The 17,882-nt window shown below is 52.1% G+C and carries 17 protein-coding genes; 12 read left to right on the top strand and 5 right to left on the bottom strand.

Translation table 11 applies throughout. From position 1 onward, the window contains the following. Positions 1–25 precede the first annotated feature (25 nt). Positions 26–472 carry a nitrite reductase small subunit NirD gene (nirD, locus tag ACJJIL_RS02930; protein ID WP_282931350.1) on the top strand — a complete coding sequence of 149 codons (447 nt, stop codon included), beginning with the start codon at positions 26–28 and terminating at the stop codon, positions 470–472. Continuing rightward, positions 472–3,234, top strand: coding sequence for a nitrate reductase (locus tag ACJJIL_RS02925; protein WP_445361172.1), 2,763 nt, complete (start codon positions 472–474; stop codon positions 3,232–3,234). Before nirD ends, ACJJIL_RS02925 begins: the two co-directional genes overlap by 1 nt. Positions 3,235–3,302: 68 nt before the next feature. Here ACJJIL_RS02925 and ACJJIL_RS02920 read toward each other — a convergent pair whose 3' ends face one another. Further along, positions 3,303–4,262 (bottom strand): LysR family transcriptional regulator, encoded by a 960-nt coding sequence (locus ACJJIL_RS02920; protein WP_445361171.1) that lies wholly within the window; start codon positions 4,260–4,262, stop codon positions 3,303–3,305. Between the two features lie 375 nt (positions 4,263–4,637). On the opposite strand from ACJJIL_RS02920, the gene ACJJIL_RS02915 reads away from it, so the two are divergent. The 3 genes from ACJJIL_RS02915 (at position 4,638) to ACJJIL_RS02905 (ending at position 6,543) form a co-directional block, all read left to right on the top strand. After that, complete coding sequence (locus tag ACJJIL_RS02915; protein ID WP_444896153.1) at positions 4,638–5,240, top strand: LysE family translocator; 603 nt, start codon at positions 4,638–4,640, stop codon at positions 5,238–5,240. Between the two features lie 83 nt (positions 5,241–5,323). Beyond that, positions 5,324–5,737: a VOC family protein gene (locus tag ACJJIL_RS02910; protein WP_282931346.1), complete on the top strand. Its 414-nt coding sequence runs from the start codon at positions 5,324–5,326 to the stop codon at positions 5,735–5,737. A gap of 80 nt (positions 5,738–5,817) precedes the next feature. Further along, positions 5,818–6,543, top strand: coding sequence for a dienelactone hydrolase family protein (locus ACJJIL_RS02905; protein ID WP_413663244.1), 726 nt, complete (start codon positions 5,818–5,820; stop codon positions 6,541–6,543). Positions 6,544–6,635: 92 nt separating this feature from the next. Here ACJJIL_RS02905 and soxR read toward each other — a convergent pair whose 3' ends face one another. Next, a complete protein-coding gene (gene soxR, locus ACJJIL_RS02900; RefSeq protein ID WP_282931344.1) occupies positions 6,636–7,124 on the bottom strand; it encodes a redox-sensitive transcriptional activator SoxR in 489 nt (162 codons plus the stop codon). Between the two features lie 84 nt (positions 7,125–7,208). Here soxR and ACJJIL_RS02895 point away from each other — a divergent pair, with 84 nt between their 5' ends. The 5 genes from ACJJIL_RS02895 to ACJJIL_RS02875 all read left to right on the top strand — a co-directional run bounded on the left by ACJJIL_RS02895 (position 7,209) and on the right by ACJJIL_RS02875 (position 10,945). Beyond that, positions 7,209–7,364, top strand: a complete 156-nt coding sequence (locus ACJJIL_RS02895; RefSeq protein ID WP_413663245.1) for a hypothetical protein — start codon at positions 7,209–7,211, stop codon at positions 7,362–7,364. 18 nt (positions 7,365–7,382) lie between these two features. Next, positions 7,383–8,606: an MFS transporter gene (locus ACJJIL_RS02890; RefSeq protein WP_445361170.1), complete on the top strand. Its 1,224-nt coding sequence runs from the start codon at positions 7,383–7,385 to the stop codon at positions 8,604–8,606. A gap of 92 nt (positions 8,607–8,698) precedes the next feature. Further along, positions 8,699–9,664 (top strand): ABC transporter ATP-binding protein, encoded by a 966-nt coding sequence (locus tag ACJJIL_RS02885; protein ID WP_445361169.1) that lies wholly within the window; start codon positions 8,699–8,701, stop codon positions 9,662–9,664. Beyond that, a complete protein-coding gene (locus ACJJIL_RS02880) occupies positions 9,661–10,422 on the top strand; it encodes an ABC transporter permease (RefSeq protein ID WP_413663248.1) in 762 nt (253 codons plus the stop codon). Before ACJJIL_RS02885 ends, ACJJIL_RS02880 begins: the two co-directional genes overlap by 4 nt. 58 nt (positions 10,423–10,480) lie before the next feature. Next, complete coding sequence (locus ACJJIL_RS02875) at positions 10,481–10,945, top strand: GFA family protein (protein ID WP_445361168.1); 465 nt, start codon at positions 10,481–10,483, stop codon at positions 10,943–10,945. On the opposite strand, the gene ACJJIL_RS02870 is transcribed toward ACJJIL_RS02875, so the two are convergent. After that, positions 10,926–11,558, bottom strand: a complete 633-nt coding sequence (locus tag ACJJIL_RS02870) for a TetR/AcrR family transcriptional regulator (RefSeq protein WP_413663250.1) — start codon at positions 11,556–11,558, stop codon at positions 10,926–10,928. The genes ACJJIL_RS02875 and ACJJIL_RS02870 overlap by 20 nt on opposite strands. Before the next feature lie 134 nt (positions 11,559–11,692). On the opposite strand from ACJJIL_RS02870, the gene ACJJIL_RS02865 reads away from it, so the two are divergent. After that, complete coding sequence (locus ACJJIL_RS02865; protein ID WP_445361167.1) at positions 11,693–12,811, top strand: efflux RND transporter periplasmic adaptor subunit; 1,119 nt, start codon at positions 11,693–11,695, stop codon at positions 12,809–12,811. 120 nt (positions 12,812–12,931) lie between these two features. Beyond that, the gene (locus ACJJIL_RS02860; RefSeq protein ID WP_445361166.1) at positions 12,932–16,051 is read left to right on the top strand and encodes an efflux RND transporter permease subunit; all 3,120 of its coding nucleotides are present in this window, start codon (positions 12,932–12,934) and stop codon (positions 16,049–16,051) included. A 64-nt stretch (positions 16,052–16,115) separates the two neighbouring features. On the opposite strand, the gene ACJJIL_RS02855 is transcribed toward ACJJIL_RS02860, so the two are convergent. Next, a complete protein-coding gene (locus ACJJIL_RS02855) occupies positions 16,116–17,018 on the bottom strand; it encodes an MBL fold metallo-hydrolase (protein WP_445361165.1) in 903 nt (300 codons plus the stop codon). A gap of 57 nt (positions 17,019–17,075) precedes the next feature. Continuing rightward, positions 17,076–17,867 (bottom strand): glycerophosphodiester phosphodiesterase family protein, encoded by a 792-nt coding sequence (locus ACJJIL_RS02850; RefSeq protein WP_445361164.1) that lies wholly within the window; start codon positions 17,865–17,867, stop codon positions 17,076–17,078. Positions 17,868–17,882: the final 15 nt, after the last annotated feature.

Genomic DNA, 17,882 nt, shown 5'->3' with positions numbered 1-17,882 from the left:
TTCCATCCATTGTGAGGAAATTATTATGAGCCTGGCTGCCCTGCAAGAAACTCCCTCAAATTCAGTTGCCATAACCCACCCCCAATGGTCTCCAATCTGTCAGCGATCAGATTTGGTCACCAACTCTGGGGTATGTGCGCTTTGGGGCGATACCTCCGTATACCCAACGAAGGCTTTGAATACAGTGACTAAAACTGTCTATCAAAGAAGCATCGCCCTGTTTTTTTTACCCGACCAGGAACAACAGCTTTATGCCGTTGACAACTGGGACCCAATCGCACAAGCTGGTGTGATTGCAAGAGGAATTATTGCGGAATTGGAAGGGGAATTAACCATTGCTTCCCCAATGTATAAAAACCATTTCCGCCTTAGCGATGGAGTCTGCATGGAAGACAGCGATATCAAGCTTGCCACCTACCCGCTGGCATTTAGTGGGAACACGGTTTACATCGGCAACAATAAGCTACAGTAATGGCAGTACAGGAATTTCTGAGCGCGCACCGCTCCTGCACTACCTGCCCCTATTGTGGTGTCGGTTGTGGGGTTTCGGTTAACAGGGAAGAGCGCGCAAATACTACAGCGATTACTGTTAGTGGCGATTCCCAGCACCCTTCAAATTTCGGCAAATTGTGCGTTAAAGGTTCTGCGCTCGGCGAAACGCTGGGCGAACACGGCCGTCTCCTACACCCTCGCCTGCACGGAAAAGATTGTGACTGGGATACTGCGCTCTCTTATATGGCCGATGCCTTTAAGCAGACAATTCGCGACCATGGCCCTGACTCGGTAGCTTTTTATCTGTCCGGTCAGCTTCTCACCGAAGACTACTATGTGGCCAACAAGTTAATGAAGGGATTTATTGGCTCTGCCAATATTGATACCAATTCCCGACTTTGTATGGCCTCTGCGGTGGTGGGATATAAACGCGCATTTGGTGCCGATGCGGTACCCTGTTCCTATGAGGATCTGGAACAGGCTGAACTTATCGTGCTTATCGGTTCCAATGCAGCCTGGACACATCCGATCTTATTCCAGCGAATGCAGGCAGGTGCTGCAAAGCTTGTCGTTATCGACCCCCGTGGCAGCGCTACCAGTGAAATGGCAGATCTGCACCTGGCAATTAAACCCGGCACTGATGCGGCACTATTCAATGGACTACTGCGTTTTCTCAGCCGGCACTATTATCTAGATACCGACTACATAAAAAATCATACACAGGGATTTGCCGATACCTTAGCTGCGGCTCAAGACTGGTCACCAGAATTAACTGCGGCCACCTGTGGCATATCTATCGAGAAACTATTGGAATTTTTTCAGGCATTTGCAGCAACAGAAAAGACCATTAGTTTTTATTCCATGGGAATCAATCAGTCCAGCAGCGGAACTGATAAAAACAACGCAATCATAAACTGCCATTTAGCCACCGGACGCGTGGGCAAAATTGGTGCAGGGCCATTTTCTATTACCGGCCAACCCAACGCGATGGGTGGACGCGAGGTGGGCGGACTTGCCAATACCCTCGCCGCGCATATGGAGTTTAACGAGCAGGATATTGACCGGGTATCACGATTCTGGAATTCCGATCAAATTGCTACCAAGCCGGGAATGAAGGCTGTGGATATGTTCCGCGCGGTAGAAAGCGGAAAAATTAAAGCCATTTGGATTATGGCTACTAACCCCGCCGTCAGTATGCCCGAAGCCGATAGAGTCAAAGCTGCGCTACAGAAATGCCCGCTGGTTATTGTCTCCGACTGCATAGCCAATACCGATACCGCTCGCTGCGCCGATTTGCTACTTCCCGCAACAGGCTGGGGAGAAAAAAACGGCACTGTCACCAATGCAGAACGACGTATCTCTCGGCAACGTGGATTTTTATCCCCAGCGGGAGAAGCTCGCCACGACTGGCAAGCCCTGTGCGGACTGGCTCAACATTTAGGCTATGGAGATCAGTTTAATTATTCACACCCCGCCGATATTTTTCGTGAGCACGCCCAGCTTTCCGGCTTCGAAAACCACGGCTCCAGGGCTTTCGATATCTCCGCACTCGCCAATATCAATCGCAGTGAATACGATGCACTGGCCCCGGTACACTGGCCGGTCAATCAGGAGCACCCGGCTGGGTGCAAACGCTTATTCACCAGTGGACAGTTTTTTACCCCGGACAAGCGTGCACGCTTTATCCCCATAGCGCCGCAGCCTCCGGAACAGCAGATCAGTGGCGAGTATCCTATATGGCTCAATACCGGCCGTATGCGCGACCAGTGGCATACCATGACCCGAACCGGGCGGGTAAGGAAATTACTCGATCACAGTGAACTGCCGGAAATACAAATAAACCCCAAGGATGCCGCTCGCTTCCAGGTTAACGATGGGGAATTAGTTCGGTTAAACAGCGCCTCATCTAAAATGGTCGGCCGCGCCGCCCTCAACGGAGGGCAAAAAATAGGGGAGATCTTTGCCCCTATTCACTGGAGTGAAACCTTCTCACAGGATTCCAAGCCCAGTGCCCTGGCGGACTCCAGTATTGATCCCTACTCCGGTCAACCTGAATTCAAACAGGTTCCCGTCAATGTCAGTCCCCTAGCAGCTGAATACTTTGCCACAATGATCTGTGCCGAAGAGACTGCCGATAGAGTATGGGATTGGTTACAGCAGGCCAACGACAGCAGTATCCTGCACTGGTATCGAGTCCCCTTGGAAAATGGCTTTCGCTATGAAATTGCCGCGAACCAACTTATCCATGGGCGGGAACTGGCATCCAAGATAATGGACGACCAGCCCCAATTGTTCTGGCAGGAATTGGTTACCCCTAAAAGTCAGCGCTGGATCGCCTACGACGATAACTTAAAACTACTGATTTTCTCTGGCAGAGACTGGCATCAATTACCCAGCCGACAGCACCTGGAAAATTACCTGGCCACTCCCCTGCCGGAATCACCGGGGCAACTGCTTCATCCCATAAAGCCCGGTGTGAAGATGATTTGTACCTGCCTCCAGGTTTCCCGGCCACAGATAGAGGAGGCCATCGCCCAAGGCATTAACACCGTCGAAGCACTGGGAGAAACCCTTGGCTGCGGTACCAGCTGCGGTTCCTGCAAACCAGAAATTTCCAGCATTATTCGCACAGTTAACGCCTCTGAAGACACATCCATGGAGTCAACTCCGGTAAAGCAAGATCCGGTAGAAATAAGCAGTAATGCCCGAATAAATATAGTTCAGGAATTTATTCCGCAGTAAGGTTTTAAATTCCCCCATGAATAAAAGAACCTCTGCCCGCAAGTGACCAACCTTGACGGCAGAGGCCTCTACCGAGCTATTGAGAACCTTCCGGGACAATCAACCGCTTCTGCAGCTAGCTTTTGCGTTAAATCGCGAGGATGGCAGGCAGCAAGCTGGGTATCACTATCGGCCAAATAATCAATCAGTTTCTGTATAGGACCTTCGGAGACTCCGTTTGAAGGTCTAACTGCATAGGCGGGTAAATTCGGAAGCTGCCAGTCTGGCAATAATTCTTGTACATCATCCTGTGCACTTATTAGAAATCTAGGTGGCGCCGATAGTCCCAGGCCGCAGCTCGTTAATCGATAAGCCGCTTCAACACTGTCGACAGTCGCTACCGGAGCGTAGCTAACTTCATATTCGCCCTGCTGCCGATGCAGAAATCGCCGGTGATTGGGCCGCATTTTCAGCCCAATCCAGGGCCAAACTGCAAGGTCGCGAGGATGACTCGGAAAACCATAACGATCCAGCATATCGCCACTGGCAATTAACACCCGCTCTAGTTCAAATATCTTACGCGCTTTCAAATTGCTGTCAGGCATATTACCCAGACGAATTGCCAAGTCAAAACCACCGCCAATTACATCCTCGTGCTGGTCGCTGCATTGAATTTGTAAATGAATACCCAGATCCCGCCGGACAAAGCCCACTATTTTGCTCAGCAAGCGGCTGTGGATCAAAACGGCAGGGATTGCAATTTTAAGCCGACTGATACTGCGTTCCTCTCGCGCTTTGTATTCTCCGAGACCATCGGCGTACAAATCCAATATCTTCTGTGCCGTTTTATAAATCTTTGCCCCATCTTCGGTCAGGGACAACTTGCGGGTATTGCGATACAAGAGTGCAACGCCAAGACTTTCCTCCAACCTCGCCACATAGGAACTAACGCTGGCGACAGAAATATCCAGTTCCGAAGAAGCGCCTCTAAAAGAGCCGCTTTCCACAACCTTGGCAAACACCAGTAAATAGCGAATATCCTTTAGCACAATAGCAACTCCCTATGAATTCTCTAAAGGTACTTCTGGGTCAACAGGAAAGGATACACCGCTCTTGCGAAGATCTGTGAATATATTGCTGTTAGCACGTAATCGGCACCCAGTCTCATGCAGCACACTCGTCCATACTTACTACTGGGGTGGAAGGAAAGAATACACTGCACTCGAGACACGCAGTGAATACATCCCTGTAAGCTCCTAATCGGCATCCATGCCTCATAGGGTCCCAAGTGCAGTGTATTCTTTCCTTCTCCATTTTTAGTAAGTAAATTTTTATAAACAATATATTTCAGTTTTAAGTATCTAATCATTTTCCTACCAGGCCATTAAAGTCTCCAAACAATTGATAACTGCTAGGAGCAGCGAATGTCACTACTTCTTGCTATGTTTGGGTTTTCCCTGGCTATGTCCATTACACCGGGGCCGGTGAATATGGTTATCATTTCCTCTGGAGTGAATTATGGATTTATCCGCACCTTGCCCTTTGTATCAGGAGCCACAATAGGCTTTACACTGCTACTTGCAGCTATAGGCCTTGGGCTCTATCAGGCAATAGAAATTTATCCCCAGTTACTACGATATGTTGCGATACCAGGATCAATTTATGTGGCCTTTATCGGCTACCAAACAGCGGCTGCACCTACTAATCATGCGGATATTGAGCAGTTACAGAAACCACGCTTTTACCAAGGGTTTTTATTGCAATGGCTCAATCCGAAGGCCTGGATCGCCTGCCTTTCTGGAGTGGCTATTTTCTCCAGCAGCGATAACCACAGCAATTTACTCTCATTCACCCTGATTTACTTTCTGGTTTGCTACATCTCATTAAGTATTTGGGCTATTGCCGGAGATCGGGCTCGCCTATTATTAGAGAGTCAATACCGGCGCAAAATATTTAACAGATCCATGGGGAGCCTTCTGATTATTTGCGCTACCTACCTTCTCTATAGCCAGGCTTTTACAGATTAACTAAAAAATCTCTAACATTTAATTCACTCGACAACTACCTTGGGGTCCACCTAGTCTTAGTAAAAACTAAGCTTGGGCAGCCTATGATTAAGCTCCACCATATTGACCATATTGTATTGCGTGTCCAATCTCTAAAACCCATGCTCGACTTTTACCAAAATATTCTTGGATGCAGCATTGTGCGCCAACGGGACGATATTGGCCTCTACCAACTCCGCGCAGGCACTTGCATGATAGATTTAGTGCCAGTTGATAAACCTATAGGCCAGAGAGGGGGAGCAGCACCAGGAAAGGAAGGGCGGAACCTGGATCATTTTTGCTTCCGGGTTGAACCCTTTAATCCGGAGAGCATTCAGGCCTTTTTAGCGCAGGAACAGGTAAAGTTTTCGCCAGCAGAAGAGCGCTTTGGCGCCGATGGAATTGGCCTGTCAATTTACATCTCAGATCCCGAAGACAATGTGATTGAGCTGAAAGGGCCACCCACTGGCAACAACTGAAGTTTGTGCCACGCTTGCGGAGTAGCCGGGCCCAAACCGGTTTCCCAACGACTCTTTCTCGATCAGCCAGGCGACTCACTATGGAAGCGGAAGTAATTGACTACACCGTAAACGGGGATACTTTTTGCGGATATCTCGCATGGGATGAAAATATCAGTGACAAACGGCCGGGGGTTTTACTGGTACACGAATGGTGGGGGCACAATGCCTTTGTTCGCGAGCAGGCGGAGAAACTGGCCAACTGCGGCTACCTCGCTTTTGCAGTGGATATGTTTGGCGCAGGCAAACAGACCGATGATCCACAAGAGGCACAACAGTTCAGGGATGAAGCCCTGAAGGACCCGGTGGCCCTTGAAGCGCGCTTCCGCACAGCATTATCACTGCTCCAGCAGCGGCCCCAAGCAGACCCGGACCAGGTCGCAGCACAGGGCTATTGTTTTGGCGGCGGAGTCGTACTCGCTATGGCTCGAGTCGGCGTGGACTTGCGCGGCGTAGTCAGTTACCACGGGGCACTGGCAAGAAGTACCCCCGCACAAAACAAACCTATTAATGCTGAAATACAGGTCTACACCGGCGGCGCCGATGTGATGGTTCCACCGGACCAGGTCGGCCAGTTTGTTACTGAGATGCAGGAATCCAAAGCCAAATTAACTCTGGTCAGTTACCCGGGGGTTCTACATGGATTTACCAACCCCTGTGCAACAGACCGGGGAGAAAAGTTCGGCCTGCCGCTGGCCTATAACCGTGAAGCCGCTGAGGACGCTTGGCGGGGAACACTGGCATTTTACGAGAAGATTTTCTCCTGAAGTGAACGCCGGAAAACTGCTAGCAACCTTTTAGCGCGATAAAAGTACGCCTTGGGAGTTGGTAGCAGTACTCGTGTATTGCTACTACTTTCCTACTCGGTCAAATCCAAATAGCGAGCTCCCCCTCCCTGCTCCGCAGCTTCATCCCCGGGATTCCGTAAAGGGCATTTCTGCATAGACAAACAACCACAGCCAATACATCCCTCAAGATCATCGCGCAACTTGGTTAACTGCTGGATACGCTGATCCAACTCTTCACGCCAGTGAGAAGAGAGTGATGACCAATCCCCCGCATTGGGCGTGCGTTTATTGGGAAGCTCCCCGAAAGCCTCGCGTATTTCCGACAGTGGAATCCCGGTGCTCTGGGCCACCTTGATAATGGCCACTCGGCGCAACACATCCCGCGAGTAACGCCTTTGATTTCCCGAGGTCCGCCAGCTGGCAATCAGGCCTTTGCTTTCATAGAAATGCAGGGCGCTGACTGCCACGCCGCTGCGCTCGGCCACCTCGCCAACAGTCAGCTCCCGCTTGATTTGCTTTGACTTTACCGCTCCTTTTTCGGCCGATTCTTCAGCTGCCATAAAAATGCCCACCAACCATTGACCTAAACATTAGTTGAGGTTTTACACTGCTGCGCAACCTAATGCAAGCGAGGGAGAAAAGTGATGGAAAAGCACCAAGCAAACGGCGTTGCGCAACCAGTCGGTCAAGCCAACCCAAACCTGTTCTTACTACTAGTGGCAGCTGCAAGCCTGAACCCCAAATTTGCTACTGAAATACGCGAGTCTGGAGATACCGCGAAGAGAAACCCAGGGACCTAGAAGCAGCGACTAATAATCATGAAGCACACGACCAGCGGGATACCGTCTCAGAGCCGTATCACATTACTGTGCTTGGCAGCACTCACTATCATGTCGGGGGCCACTGTAGCCCCGTCACTACCTGCACTGCAGCAGTATTTCTCAGGGACACCCAATAGTGATTTGTGGAGCCGACTGGTAGTGACCCTGCCCGCTTTGAGCATCGCCCTCTGCGCTCCATTAGCAGGCTGGATTGCTGATCGCCATGGCCGCCTGCAATTATTGAAAGCAGCCCTGGTACTCTATGGACTATCCGGTCTACTAGCCCTATTTCAGGATAGTCTCGCAGGTATCCTGACTAGCCGCTTACTATTGGGAGTTGCCGTGGCCGGAACAATGACCTCGGTAACAGCCCTGGTGGGGGATTATTTCAGCCGGGAGCAACGCCTAACTTATTTGAGCCAGCAGAGTACTTTTATCAGTATCGGTGGGGTCGTATTTCTAACCCTGGGCGGACTACTGGCCAGCTTACATTGGCGCGCCCCCTTCGCAATTTACTTGTTGGCCTTACTACTAGTTCCAGCAGTTAAAATTTTCCTTTGGGAGCCCATGCGAGTAAGGCCTTTCAAGCACAGAGACCCCAAAAAAGAAAAGCAGGATAACCCGCTTGCATTTTATACACTACTGGCGGCGGCAACTTTAAATAGCCTGGCTTTTACCCTGATTCCAACTCAGATCCCTTTTTACTTGCGCGAGATAGAAATCTCCTCACCCAGCCTTATTGCTATGGCTATCGCCTCCAGTAATGTTATGGGAGCCATCGCCTCATTATTGATTTACCGGCGAGCCCGGAATCGACTGGGAGTGCTCGGCGTTTTTATCGCAAGCTTCACTATTATGGCCGCCAGCTTTGGGCTGCTCGCCGGCGCTCAAAACCTGACAGAAATAGTTGCTTTTATTGCCCTCTACGGACTTGGAATGGGTACCCTGATACCACATATCTTTTCTACGGCTCTCGAGTCTGCTCCGGAGTCAAAAAGAGGGAAAACTGCGGGATTTCTGACGACTGGAATTTTTCTTGGGCAATTTATTTCGCCTTTCATCAGCCAGCCCTGGATTGATAAAATGGGATATTCCAGTGCATTCTCATCCATGGCTTTAATTTTGATGTTCGCCGCCTCCAGCGCAGCTTTGATATACATCATTAAAATTAAAAAAGAATTCTTATTAGCATATACTTCCGGGCTGGGATCGGGAAACTGATCCGACAGGAAAGGTATTCCTCCTTTCTGCCCGATAAATCCACCTGACAACACACAGCCAAAGCCGTACGGTAATTTTGGCAAGGAGAAAAAGTGGAATCGATTATTTCCATCAAAGGCTTGGGAAAAACCTATGCCGAGGGGTTTACCGCCCTGAAGAATATCGACCTGGAAATTCAGCGGGGAGAACTCTTTGCCTTGCTCGGCCCCAATGGTGCGGGCAAGACAACCATGATCAGCATTATCTGCGGCATCGTAAATCCAAGCTGTGGTGAGGTCACTGTCAATGGTTACAATATTCAGCGGGACTATCGCAAGGCCCGCAATGAGATTGGTCTGGTGCCCCAGGAGATATCCACCGATGCCTTTGAAACCGTTTGGGCGGCAGTGAAATTCAGCCGCGGTCTATTCGGCAAGGCTCCCAATCCCGCCTATCTGGAGAAAATTCTACGGCAGCTATCCCTATGGGAGAAAAAAGATAACAAAATTATTACGCTTTCAGGAGGAATGAAGCGCCGGCTGATGATCGCCAAAGCGCTATCCCACGAGCCCAATGTGCTCTTCCTCGACGAACCCACCGCCGGGGTCGATGTGGAGCTGCGCCAGGATATGTGGCAAATGGTGCGCGAACTGAAAGAGTCGGGAGTAACCGTTATCCTCACCACCCACTATATCGAAGAGGCCGAGGAAATGGCCGATCGTGTCGGTGTTATCAACCACGGCCAACTGGTTCTGGTTGAGGAGAAAAATGCACTGATGAAGAAAATGGGGGAGAAAGAACTCAGCCTGCAACTGCCCACACCACTGCAACAAATTCCAGAGAGTCTCGCTGACCTGCCACTCAGTCTCAGCAGTGATGGCAGCCAGCTGGTTTATCGCTTTGACATCAAAAGCGAAGACACTGGTCTTGCGGAATTTCTGCGCCGTTTAAATGCCGCCAATATTGAATTCCGCGATTTACACACCCGGGAAAGCTCCCTGGAGGAAATTTTCGTCAACTTGGTTCACGGTGCCCGCCTTGAACGGGAAGAGCGGCTCAGTAAGGAGGCACAGGCATGAATTGGTATGGAATTGGCGCCATCTATAAGTTTGAGATGGCCCGCACCTGGCGCACCCTGATGCAGAGCATCGCCTCACCGGTGCTCTCCACATCTCTCTATTTTATTGTGTTTGGTGCGGCGATTGGATCGCGTATGGGGGATATCGACGGGGTCAGCTATGGGGCCTTTATTATTCCAGGATTGGTAATGCTGGCGCTGCTCAGCGAGAGTATTTCCAACGCCTCTTTCGGAATATTTTTCCCTAAGTTTTCCGGCACCATTTATGAAGTACTGTCCGCTCCCATATCCTCCTTCGAAATCGTCACCGGATATGTGGGTGCCGCAGCTACAAAGTCCATTTTATTGGGGCTGTTGATATTGCTGACCGCTCGCTTTTTTGTGGATTACGAAATTGTACACCCCTGGTGGATGCTGACATTCCTCGCGCTGACTGCCGTCACTTTTAGCCTGTTCGGATTTATTATCGGAGTTTGGGCCGATGACTTTCAGAAGCTGCAAGTTATTCCGTTGATGATTATTACGCCGCTCACTTTTCTCGGCGGTGCATTTTATTCGATCAGTATGCTGCCAGAAATGTGGCAAAAAATTACCTTGTTCAACCCGGTAGTTTATTTGATCAGCGGCTTCCGCTGGGCTTTTTACGGCGTAGCCGATGTTAACCTGGGGCTGAGTATCGGCATGACTTTGCTCTTTCTGGTGCTGTGTCTCACCACCGTCTGGTGGATTTTCCGCACCGGATACCGCATCAAAACCTGATTCCTCCCCCGCGCCGCTGTGCCAACCTTAGTAAAGGCGGTACAGCGGTGGACTTTGCATGGTGGAGGCATATCACGAAGGGGGCTGCGTTTGCGGGCAACTGCGCTTTCGCGCCCTCGGCTCCCCTCGCCGGGTCAGCCTGTGCTCTTGTCAGTGGTGCAGAAAGCGCAGCGGTAGCCCCATCGGCTTATCGGTCTACTTCAAAAAGAAACAAATAGCCTTTCTACAGGGCCATTTGCAAACTCACACTCTTTACTCTGATGCCGGTCGTTGGATAAAGAGCCAATTCTGCCCCGATTGCGGCAGCACGCTCACCTGGACACTGGAATTCCTACCCGAATATCGGGGCTTTGGCGGCGGCGCCTTTGATGCACCGGAATTTATTTATCCCGAGCGCTATGTTTACAGTCGCAACAAACCGGAGTGGCTCCAGGTAGCCAGTGATATTATCCTGTGCCCCGCGATGGCGGAGCAGCCTAAGAATACAGGCAATAATTCCGGCGCTAGTGGTGAGCACACATAAAGGTTCTCACTGCCTTTTGTACGCGCTCACGGCGCTCTTCCTGTGTCGACATTTGTCGGCAGCCGATCAAGACCTGCATATGGTGGCAACCCAGCAACAAGCCGATAAAATCTTCCGCCGCTACGGCGGGATTATCCACCTTCAACATCTGTAACTGATTGGCTCTGCGCAGTAGCTGCTCTATCTCCCCCAAAATCCGCTGGGGACCTGCGTCAAAAAATAGCTGGGCCATTTCCGACTCCTGGGATGCCAGGGCACACAAAAGGCGTAACAGACGCACGCTATCCTCGCTCTCCACCATCCCCATAAAAGCGTCTCCAATACGCTCCAGGACCTGCTCTACCGATTCCCCCTCTTCTAAAGCAAAGATGGGCAGGGGCATCATCATTTCGCAGCGAGAGGCAATAGCGGCGCTAAAGAGCGTCTCCTTATCGGAGAAGTGGCTGTAGACCGTAAGTTTGGATACTCCCGCAGCCGAGGCCACCGCATCCACGCTGGTAGCGGCAAAACCGTGGGATAAAAACAGGTCCCGGGCGGCATCCAGAATGGCTTGGCGTTTCACCGGATCCTTGGGGCGACCGCGCTGGGCGGCCGTCTGGGTCTGCTCAGACATAGCTCTCCATATACTAGACTCGTTAGTTCATTAAATATACTATACTCGCCAGTATAACATTGATGGCCGCCCGGCCATGCTTGACCCAGTCACGGATCTGCCTCGACGCGCCAGCGCCGGGGAAGGAAGCCAATATGTACCGAATGCTAACCCTCGCTGCGCTCTCACTCAGCCTTTTGCTGAGCGCTTGTGCCCCCTCTGAATCCCAGGAACAAGAAACCAAACCGCGGCCCGCTGTTATGGTGCGCCCCACCCTGGCCAGCGCCCAAACTGATGTCTATCCCGGTGAGGTAAGAGCCCGCTTCGAGCCGGCACTGGCCTTCCGTATCGGCGGGAAAATCCAGCGGCGCCTGGTAAATGTCGGTGACCGTGTGGAGCAGGGCCAACCCCTGGCGGAACTGGATACTGAAGACCTGCTGCTACAACTGGATTCAGCCCGCGCCAGCCATACTTCCGCCGAGGCAGACCAGCGCCTGGCTAGCAGTGAACTCTCGCGCCACCGCAAGCTATTGGAAAAACAGCTGGTGAGCCTATCCCAGTTCGATACCGTAGAAACCCAATTCGAAGCCAGCGAAGCGCGACTACAGCAGGCCAAGGCACAGCTGGATGTTGCCCGCAACCAGGCTGCCTACGCCGTACTCAAGGCGCCGGAAAGTGGCGTGATCGCCCGCCGCATGGCCGAGGCCGGCCAGGTCGTTGCCGCAGGACAAGGCATTTTTGAGCTGGCAGCCGATGGTGAACGGGAAGTGCGTATCGACCTGCCGGAACAATCCATCAGCCGCTTTAAAGTGGGCCAACTGCTAACTGTCGAACTCTGGTCCCAACCGGGCCAATCTTTCCCCGCACGCATCCGCGAACTATCGCCGGCAGCCGATCCCATATCCCGCACCTTTGAAGCTAGGGTCGCTTTCAAAAATAAAGTGAGCGGTGTAGAAATCGGCCAGAGTGCACGGGCATTTGTCCCCAGGGCGGAAAAAACTGATGTACTGCAAGTTCCGATGTCAGCAGTCAGTGCCGACGATGGCGCCGCATTTGTATGGGTATTAAATCCAGAGACAAAAACACTGCACAAAACCCCGGTCAGCCTGGGCCCCTACGGTGAGGAGTTTGTCTCGGTATTTTCCGGGTTGGAACGCAACGATTGGATCGTGGCCGCAGGTACCCATTTATTGCAAGAAGGTATGGTGGTGCGCCCTGTGGACCGTATGAACCGCCCCATCGAACAGGGGCCGTCTCTCGCCCATCAGGAATAAATTAAAGGCGCGGGAACAATAATGCCTGCCCGCGCAAATTAATTCCCAATAAAGCCTCGATAACAATTTCCAAAGTGCGGCCGCGAACAGCAGAGCCGCCCTTGAAACAGAGAAACTGCCATGGGTTTTAACCTCTCTGAGTGGGCCTTAAAAAACCGCCCGCTGGTGCTTTACGCAATGATCGTCCTGGGACTGCTGGGAACCTTTTCCTATACCCAATTGGGGCAAAGTGAAGATCCACCCTTTACCTTTAAGGTGATGGTGATTAACACCGTCTGGCCCGGTGCCAGTGCCGAAGATGTATCCCGCCAGATTACCGAACGGGTAGAGAAGAAATTGTTGGAGACCGGTGATTACCAGCGTATCTCCTCTTTTTCCCGTCCGGGGCAATCCCAGGTATTGTTTGTTGCCCGGGACGATATGCACTCCCGTGACATTCCCGATCTCTGGTATGAAGTACGCAAAAAGGTGGGGGATATTCGCCACACCCTGCCACCGGATATCCAGGGCCCATTTTTTAACGACGAGTTTGGCACCACCTTCGGCAATATTTATGCCCTCACCGGCAGTGGCTTCGATTACGCACTGATGAAGGACTACGCTGAGCGGCTGCAACTGGCCCTTCAGCGAGTTAAGGATGTAGGCAAGGTCGAGTTACTGGGATTGCAGGACGAAAAAATTTGGGTGGAAATATCCAACACCAAATTGGCCTCCATGGGCATTCCCCTGTCTGCAGTTCAAAACGCCCTGCAAGCGCAAAACCAGGTCACCGATGGCGGCTTTGTGGATACCGTCAGCGACCGGGTGCGCATCCGTGTGAGCGGACAATTCACCTCCGTCAATGAAATACGCCAGTTTCCAATTACCGCAGATGGCCGCACCCAGCGCCTGGGAGATATTGCCCAGGTCCACCGCGGTTTTAGCGATCCGGCCCAGCCCCGTATGCGCTTTATGGGAGAGGACGCCATCGGCCTCGCCGTGTCCATGAAGGAAGGGGGAGATATTTTAAAGTTGGGTAAAGCCCTCGATGAAACCTTTGCCCGACTGCAGGAAGATCTGCCCATAGGTATGGAACTGCGCAAGGTCTCCGACCAACCGGCGGCAGTAAAACGCGGCGTCGGCGAATTCCTGCAAGTGCTGGCCGAAGCTCTGGGTATCGTACTGCTGGTGAGTTTTTTCTCCCTCGGCAGCCGCCCAGGATTAATTGTGGCGCTGTCGATCCCATTGGTATTGGCGATGACCTTCGCGCTGATGCACTACTTCAATATCGGACTGCACAAGATCTCGCTGGGGGCACTGGTACTCGCCCTGGGCTTGATGGTGGACGACGCCATTATCGCGGTGGAGATGATGGCGATAAAAATGGAGCAGGGGCTCAGCCGACTAAAAGCCGCCGGCTTCGCCTGGACCAGTACCGCTTTTCCCATGCTCACCGGTACATTGATTACCGCCGCCGGTTTTTTACCGATTGCCACCGCCCAGTCCGGTACCGGTGAATACACCCGATCTATTTTCCAGGTGGTCACCCTGTCGCTAATCGTTTCCTGGATTGCCGCCGTGGTCTTTGTACCCTATCTGGGCCACTACCTACTGCCGAACCTGGCGCGACACGGCCAAGGCGGTGAAGTGGAAGACCCCTACCAGAAACCCTTTTACCAGCGCTTCCGCCGCTTTATTACCTGGTGCCTGCGCAATCGCAAAACCGTGATCGCGGCCACCCTGGCGATTTTTGTCGGCTCGCTCGCTCTGTTCAAACTGGTTCCGCAACAGTTCTTCCCCTCTTCCGGACGCCTCGAATTGATGGTGGACCTGAAGCTGGCCGAAGGTGCCTCGCTGAAATCCACCGAGCACCAGGCCAAAAGGTTGGAAACCCTGTTGGCGCAGAATGATCAGGTAGAAAATTACGTGGCCTATGTGGGCACCGGCTCCCCGCGTTTCTACCTGCCTTTGGACCAGCAGCTGCCCGCTGCCAGCTTCGCCCAGTTTGTTGTGATGACCCGCAGTGTCGAAGAGCGCGAGCAAGTGCGCAACTGGCTGATCAATACGATGAATGAGGAGTTCCCCACCCTGCGCAGCCGTGTGTCCCGCCTGGAGAACGGCCCACCCGTGGGCTACCCGGTGCAGTTCCGCTTGTCCGGCGAACATATTCGCGAAGTGCGCGGGCTGGCTCGGGAAGTGGCTGAGCGCCTGCGGGATAATCCACAGGTGACCAACGTGCACTTGGACTGGGAAGAACCCAGTAAATCCATCAACCTCAATATCGACCAGGACCGCGCTCGCGCCATGGGCGTCAACAGTGCAACCTTGTCCCAAGCTCTGCAAAGCTCCTTAACCGGTATCACTGTGAGCCAATACCGGGAAGATAACGAGCTGATCGATGTGCGTGTGCGCGGTAATGAAAACGATCGCTATGCCCTGCGCCAGTTGGGCAATCTCTCGGTGCAAACCGACAGCGGCCGTAGTGTACCGCTGAACCAAATTGCCACCCTGGAATACGGTTTTGAGGAAGGCATTATCTGGCACCGGGACCGCCTGCCCACCGTTACCGTGCGCGCTGATATTTATGGGGACGAATTACCGGCGACCGTGGTCAATGCCGTGTGGCCTCAGCTTCAATCCATTCAAGATAAATTACCGCCAGGCTACTTGCTGGAAGTGGGTGGTACCGTGGAAGAGTCTGCGCGGGGGCAAAAATCGGTCAATGCTGGTATGCCGCTATTCGTGCTGGTGGTCTTTACCCTGCTGATGCTGCAATTGCGCAGTATGTCCCTATCCACCATGGTATTCCTCACGGCTCCCCTGGGCCTGATCGGCGTTACCCTGTTCCTGCTGCTGTTTGGCAAGCCCTTTGGTTTTGTCGCCATGCTGGGCACCATCGCCCTGGCGGGAATGATTATGCGTAACTCGGTGATTTTGGTGGACCAGATACAGCAGGATATCAGTCAGGGCCTCAGTCGCTGGGATGCAATTGTCGAGTCGACGGTAAGACGCTTCAGGCCGATTGTATTGACAGCGCTGACTGCGGTATTGGCGATGATTCCACTGTCCCGCAGTGACTTCTTTGGCCCTATGGCGGTCGCCATTATGGGGGGATTGATTGTCGCAACCGGACTCACCCTACTGTTCCTGCCAGCACTCTATGCCGCTTGGTTCCGAGTGCGGGAAGAACACAATGAAGAGGCGGTGGAAAATAGCCCTGAATTTGGCGGGCCCATGACCCCGAACGCCACTACAGAATAAAATCACTGGGTAATCCAACAAAAAAGGCGGCGCAGGTTTTCACTGCGCCGCCTTTTTTAATTCTTTAAGACTGCGTCAGGGAGTCGTAAACGATCCCGGTCCAAATATCCGGTGTCATAAAACCCTGGCCATACTGCGCATCAAATTCCGCAGTCGGTTTTGCAGAAATCACTTCCTGCCGGGTTTTACCCTCATCCACCATTGCTTTCACTTTGTCCCTAAGCCCTGCCAGTATATTACGCTGCTGTTGCAGTTCTGCCCGATTACTGAGAGGACCGTGACCGGGAATAATTTTGGTATCTTCCCCCGCCATTGCCAGAGCGGTGTCCATAGCTGCGATCATGCCATCCACCGAGCCGCCGGAAGAGAGATCGATAAAGGGATAGTTGCCGTTAAAATAAATATCCCCCATATGAATCACATCGGCTTCGGCAAAATGCACGATGGAGTCACCATCCGTGTGCGCCGGCCCCACATGCTGGACCTTTACCCTATCGCCATTCCAGTAAAAGGTAGTGGCATCGGTAAAGGTAATCACCGGTAATGCTTCTGGAGGAGACGGCTCAACCTTCCGCTTAAACGCCTCAATAAACTGCTCGGTACTTACCCGTTTGCGCACATTCTCGTGAGCCACAATCAGGGCGCCGCTTTTACCCAGGTTCTCATTACCGCCGGTATGATCTCCATGCCAGTGGGTATTAATGACAAAACGCAAAGGTTGCTTAGCTAACTCAGCTACTGCCTGTTGAATTTTTGCCGTCAAAGGCGCGTATTGGTCATCCACCATAAAGGTGCCGTCCTCCCCCACCAGTACCGCAATATTGCCCCCAGCCCCTTTGAGCATATAAACATTGCCAGACACGGGTTCACTACTAATTTCCACATTGGCAAACCGATCCTGCGCAGAGGTAAAAGATGCAGCCAATACAGAAACCGCCAGAGCGACGGAACCTACTACGTTCTTCATAAAAACTCCCAGTTGTTATTATTTCTTTCCAATATCATCGGCAACTGATTATTTAGCTCAGGCTGCCTGCTTCAATAAAGTTTCTCGCTGCTGTGCCAACATCTCCAACAGCAGATCCGGTCGGTCAGTCACAATGCCGTGTACGCCCAGATCAATATAGCGCCGGTAATTATCCATGCCATTCACGGTCCATACCGCCAAGTGGACTTTCTTCTTATTAGCGGCGCGCACCATACTTTCAGTAACTACGGGAATACCTTTTTGCTCCATCGGTAGCTGCATCGCGCTATAGCTTGGACGCAGCAGTTTCTCTGCTCGAAGTAACTGTGCAATATAAAATACCACCGCCTCTACGGTAGGCGTGCCCGTCGCCACTTGCGGACAGAGTCGACGAAACTCATTAATCACCCCTTGGTGAAATGAGGAAACGACGACCTGCTCGCCTTTTCCACACTGTGCCAACACATCCTTCAACACTTTTGCAGCGCGATACTGGCGACTTTTAATCTCCAGTATCATTGGCATATCCCCCACCATTGCCAGCGCCTCTTCCAGAGTCAACACTCGCAGAAGCTTTTCTCTATAGGGGTAATGCTCTCCATCCCGAGTCCAGAGATAGGCAATATTTAACTGACGCAGCTGCTCTAAGGTTTTATCCTCTACAAACCCCGCACCATCAGAGAACATTTCCAGCTCCCTGTCGTGAATCAACACTAAATGGCCGTCGGCAGAGAGCCACAGATCCACTTCAATAGCATCCACGCCCAGTTGCACCATTTTTTCAAGGTAAATCGCCGTGTTTCCTGGGTAGAGGCCATTGCCGCAATCATTACCATGTGCAATCACCATCGGCCCCTCCCCCTG

The organism is Microbulbifer maximicatervae (SeqCode) (genome assembly GCF_052468095.1).
The sequence above is the reverse complement of the archived record's forward strand: the minus strand, read 5'-3'. Positions and strand labels throughout refer to the sequence as shown.

Bases quoted from the DNA above. Each gene is read 5' to 3' on its own strand.
- ACJJIL_RS02880 (WP_413663248.1), top strand. From the start codon at position 9,661: ATGAATTGGTATGGAATTGGCGCCATCTATAAGTTTGAGATGGCCCGC.
- ACJJIL_RS02890 (WP_445361170.1), top strand. From the start codon at position 7,383: ATGAAGCACACGACCAGCGGGATACCGTCTCAGAGCCGTATCACATTA.
- ACJJIL_RS02850 (WP_445361164.1), bottom strand. From the start codon at position 17,867: ATGGTGATTGCACATGGTAATGATTGCGGCAATGGCCTCTACCCAGGA.
- soxR (WP_282931344.1), bottom strand. From the start codon at position 7,124: ATGGCAGCTGAAGAATCGGCCGAAAAAGGAGCGGTAAAGTCAAAGCAA.
- ACJJIL_RS02855 (WP_445361165.1), bottom strand. From the start codon at position 17,018: ATGAAGAACGTAGTAGGTTCCGTCGCTCTGGCGGTTTCTGTATTGGCT.
- ACJJIL_RS02915 (WP_444896153.1), top strand. From the start codon at position 4,638: ATGTCACTACTTCTTGCTATGTTTGGGTTTTCCCTGGCTATGTCCATT.
- ACJJIL_RS02910 (WP_282931346.1), top strand. From the start codon at position 5,324: ATGATTAAGCTCCACCATATTGACCATATTGTATTGCGTGTCCAATCT.
- ACJJIL_RS02865 (WP_445361167.1), top strand. From the start codon at position 11,693: ATGTACCGAATGCTAACCCTCGCTGCGCTCTCACTCAGCCTTTTGCTG.
- ACJJIL_RS02875 (WP_445361168.1), top strand. From the start codon at position 10,481: ATGGTGGAGGCATATCACGAAGGGGGCTGCGTTTGCGGGCAACTGCGC.
- ACJJIL_RS02860 (WP_445361166.1), top strand. From the start codon at position 12,932: ATGGGTTTTAACCTCTCTGAGTGGGCCTTAAAAAACCGCCCGCTGGTG.
- ACJJIL_RS02925 (WP_445361172.1), top strand. From the start codon at position 472: ATGGCAGTACAGGAATTTCTGAGCGCGCACCGCTCCTGCACTACCTGC.
- ACJJIL_RS02905 (WP_413663244.1), top strand. From the start codon at position 5,818: ATGGAAGCGGAAGTAATTGACTACACCGTAAACGGGGATACTTTTTGC.
- ACJJIL_RS02870 (WP_413663250.1), bottom strand. From the start codon at position 11,558: ATGTCTGAGCAGACCCAGACGGCCGCCCAGCGCGGTCGCCCCAAGGAT.
- nirD (WP_282931350.1), top strand. From the start codon at position 26: ATGAGCCTGGCTGCCCTGCAAGAAACTCCCTCAAATTCAGTTGCCATA.
- ACJJIL_RS02895 (WP_413663245.1), top strand. From the start codon at position 7,209: ATGGAAAAGCACCAAGCAAACGGCGTTGCGCAACCAGTCGGTCAAGCC.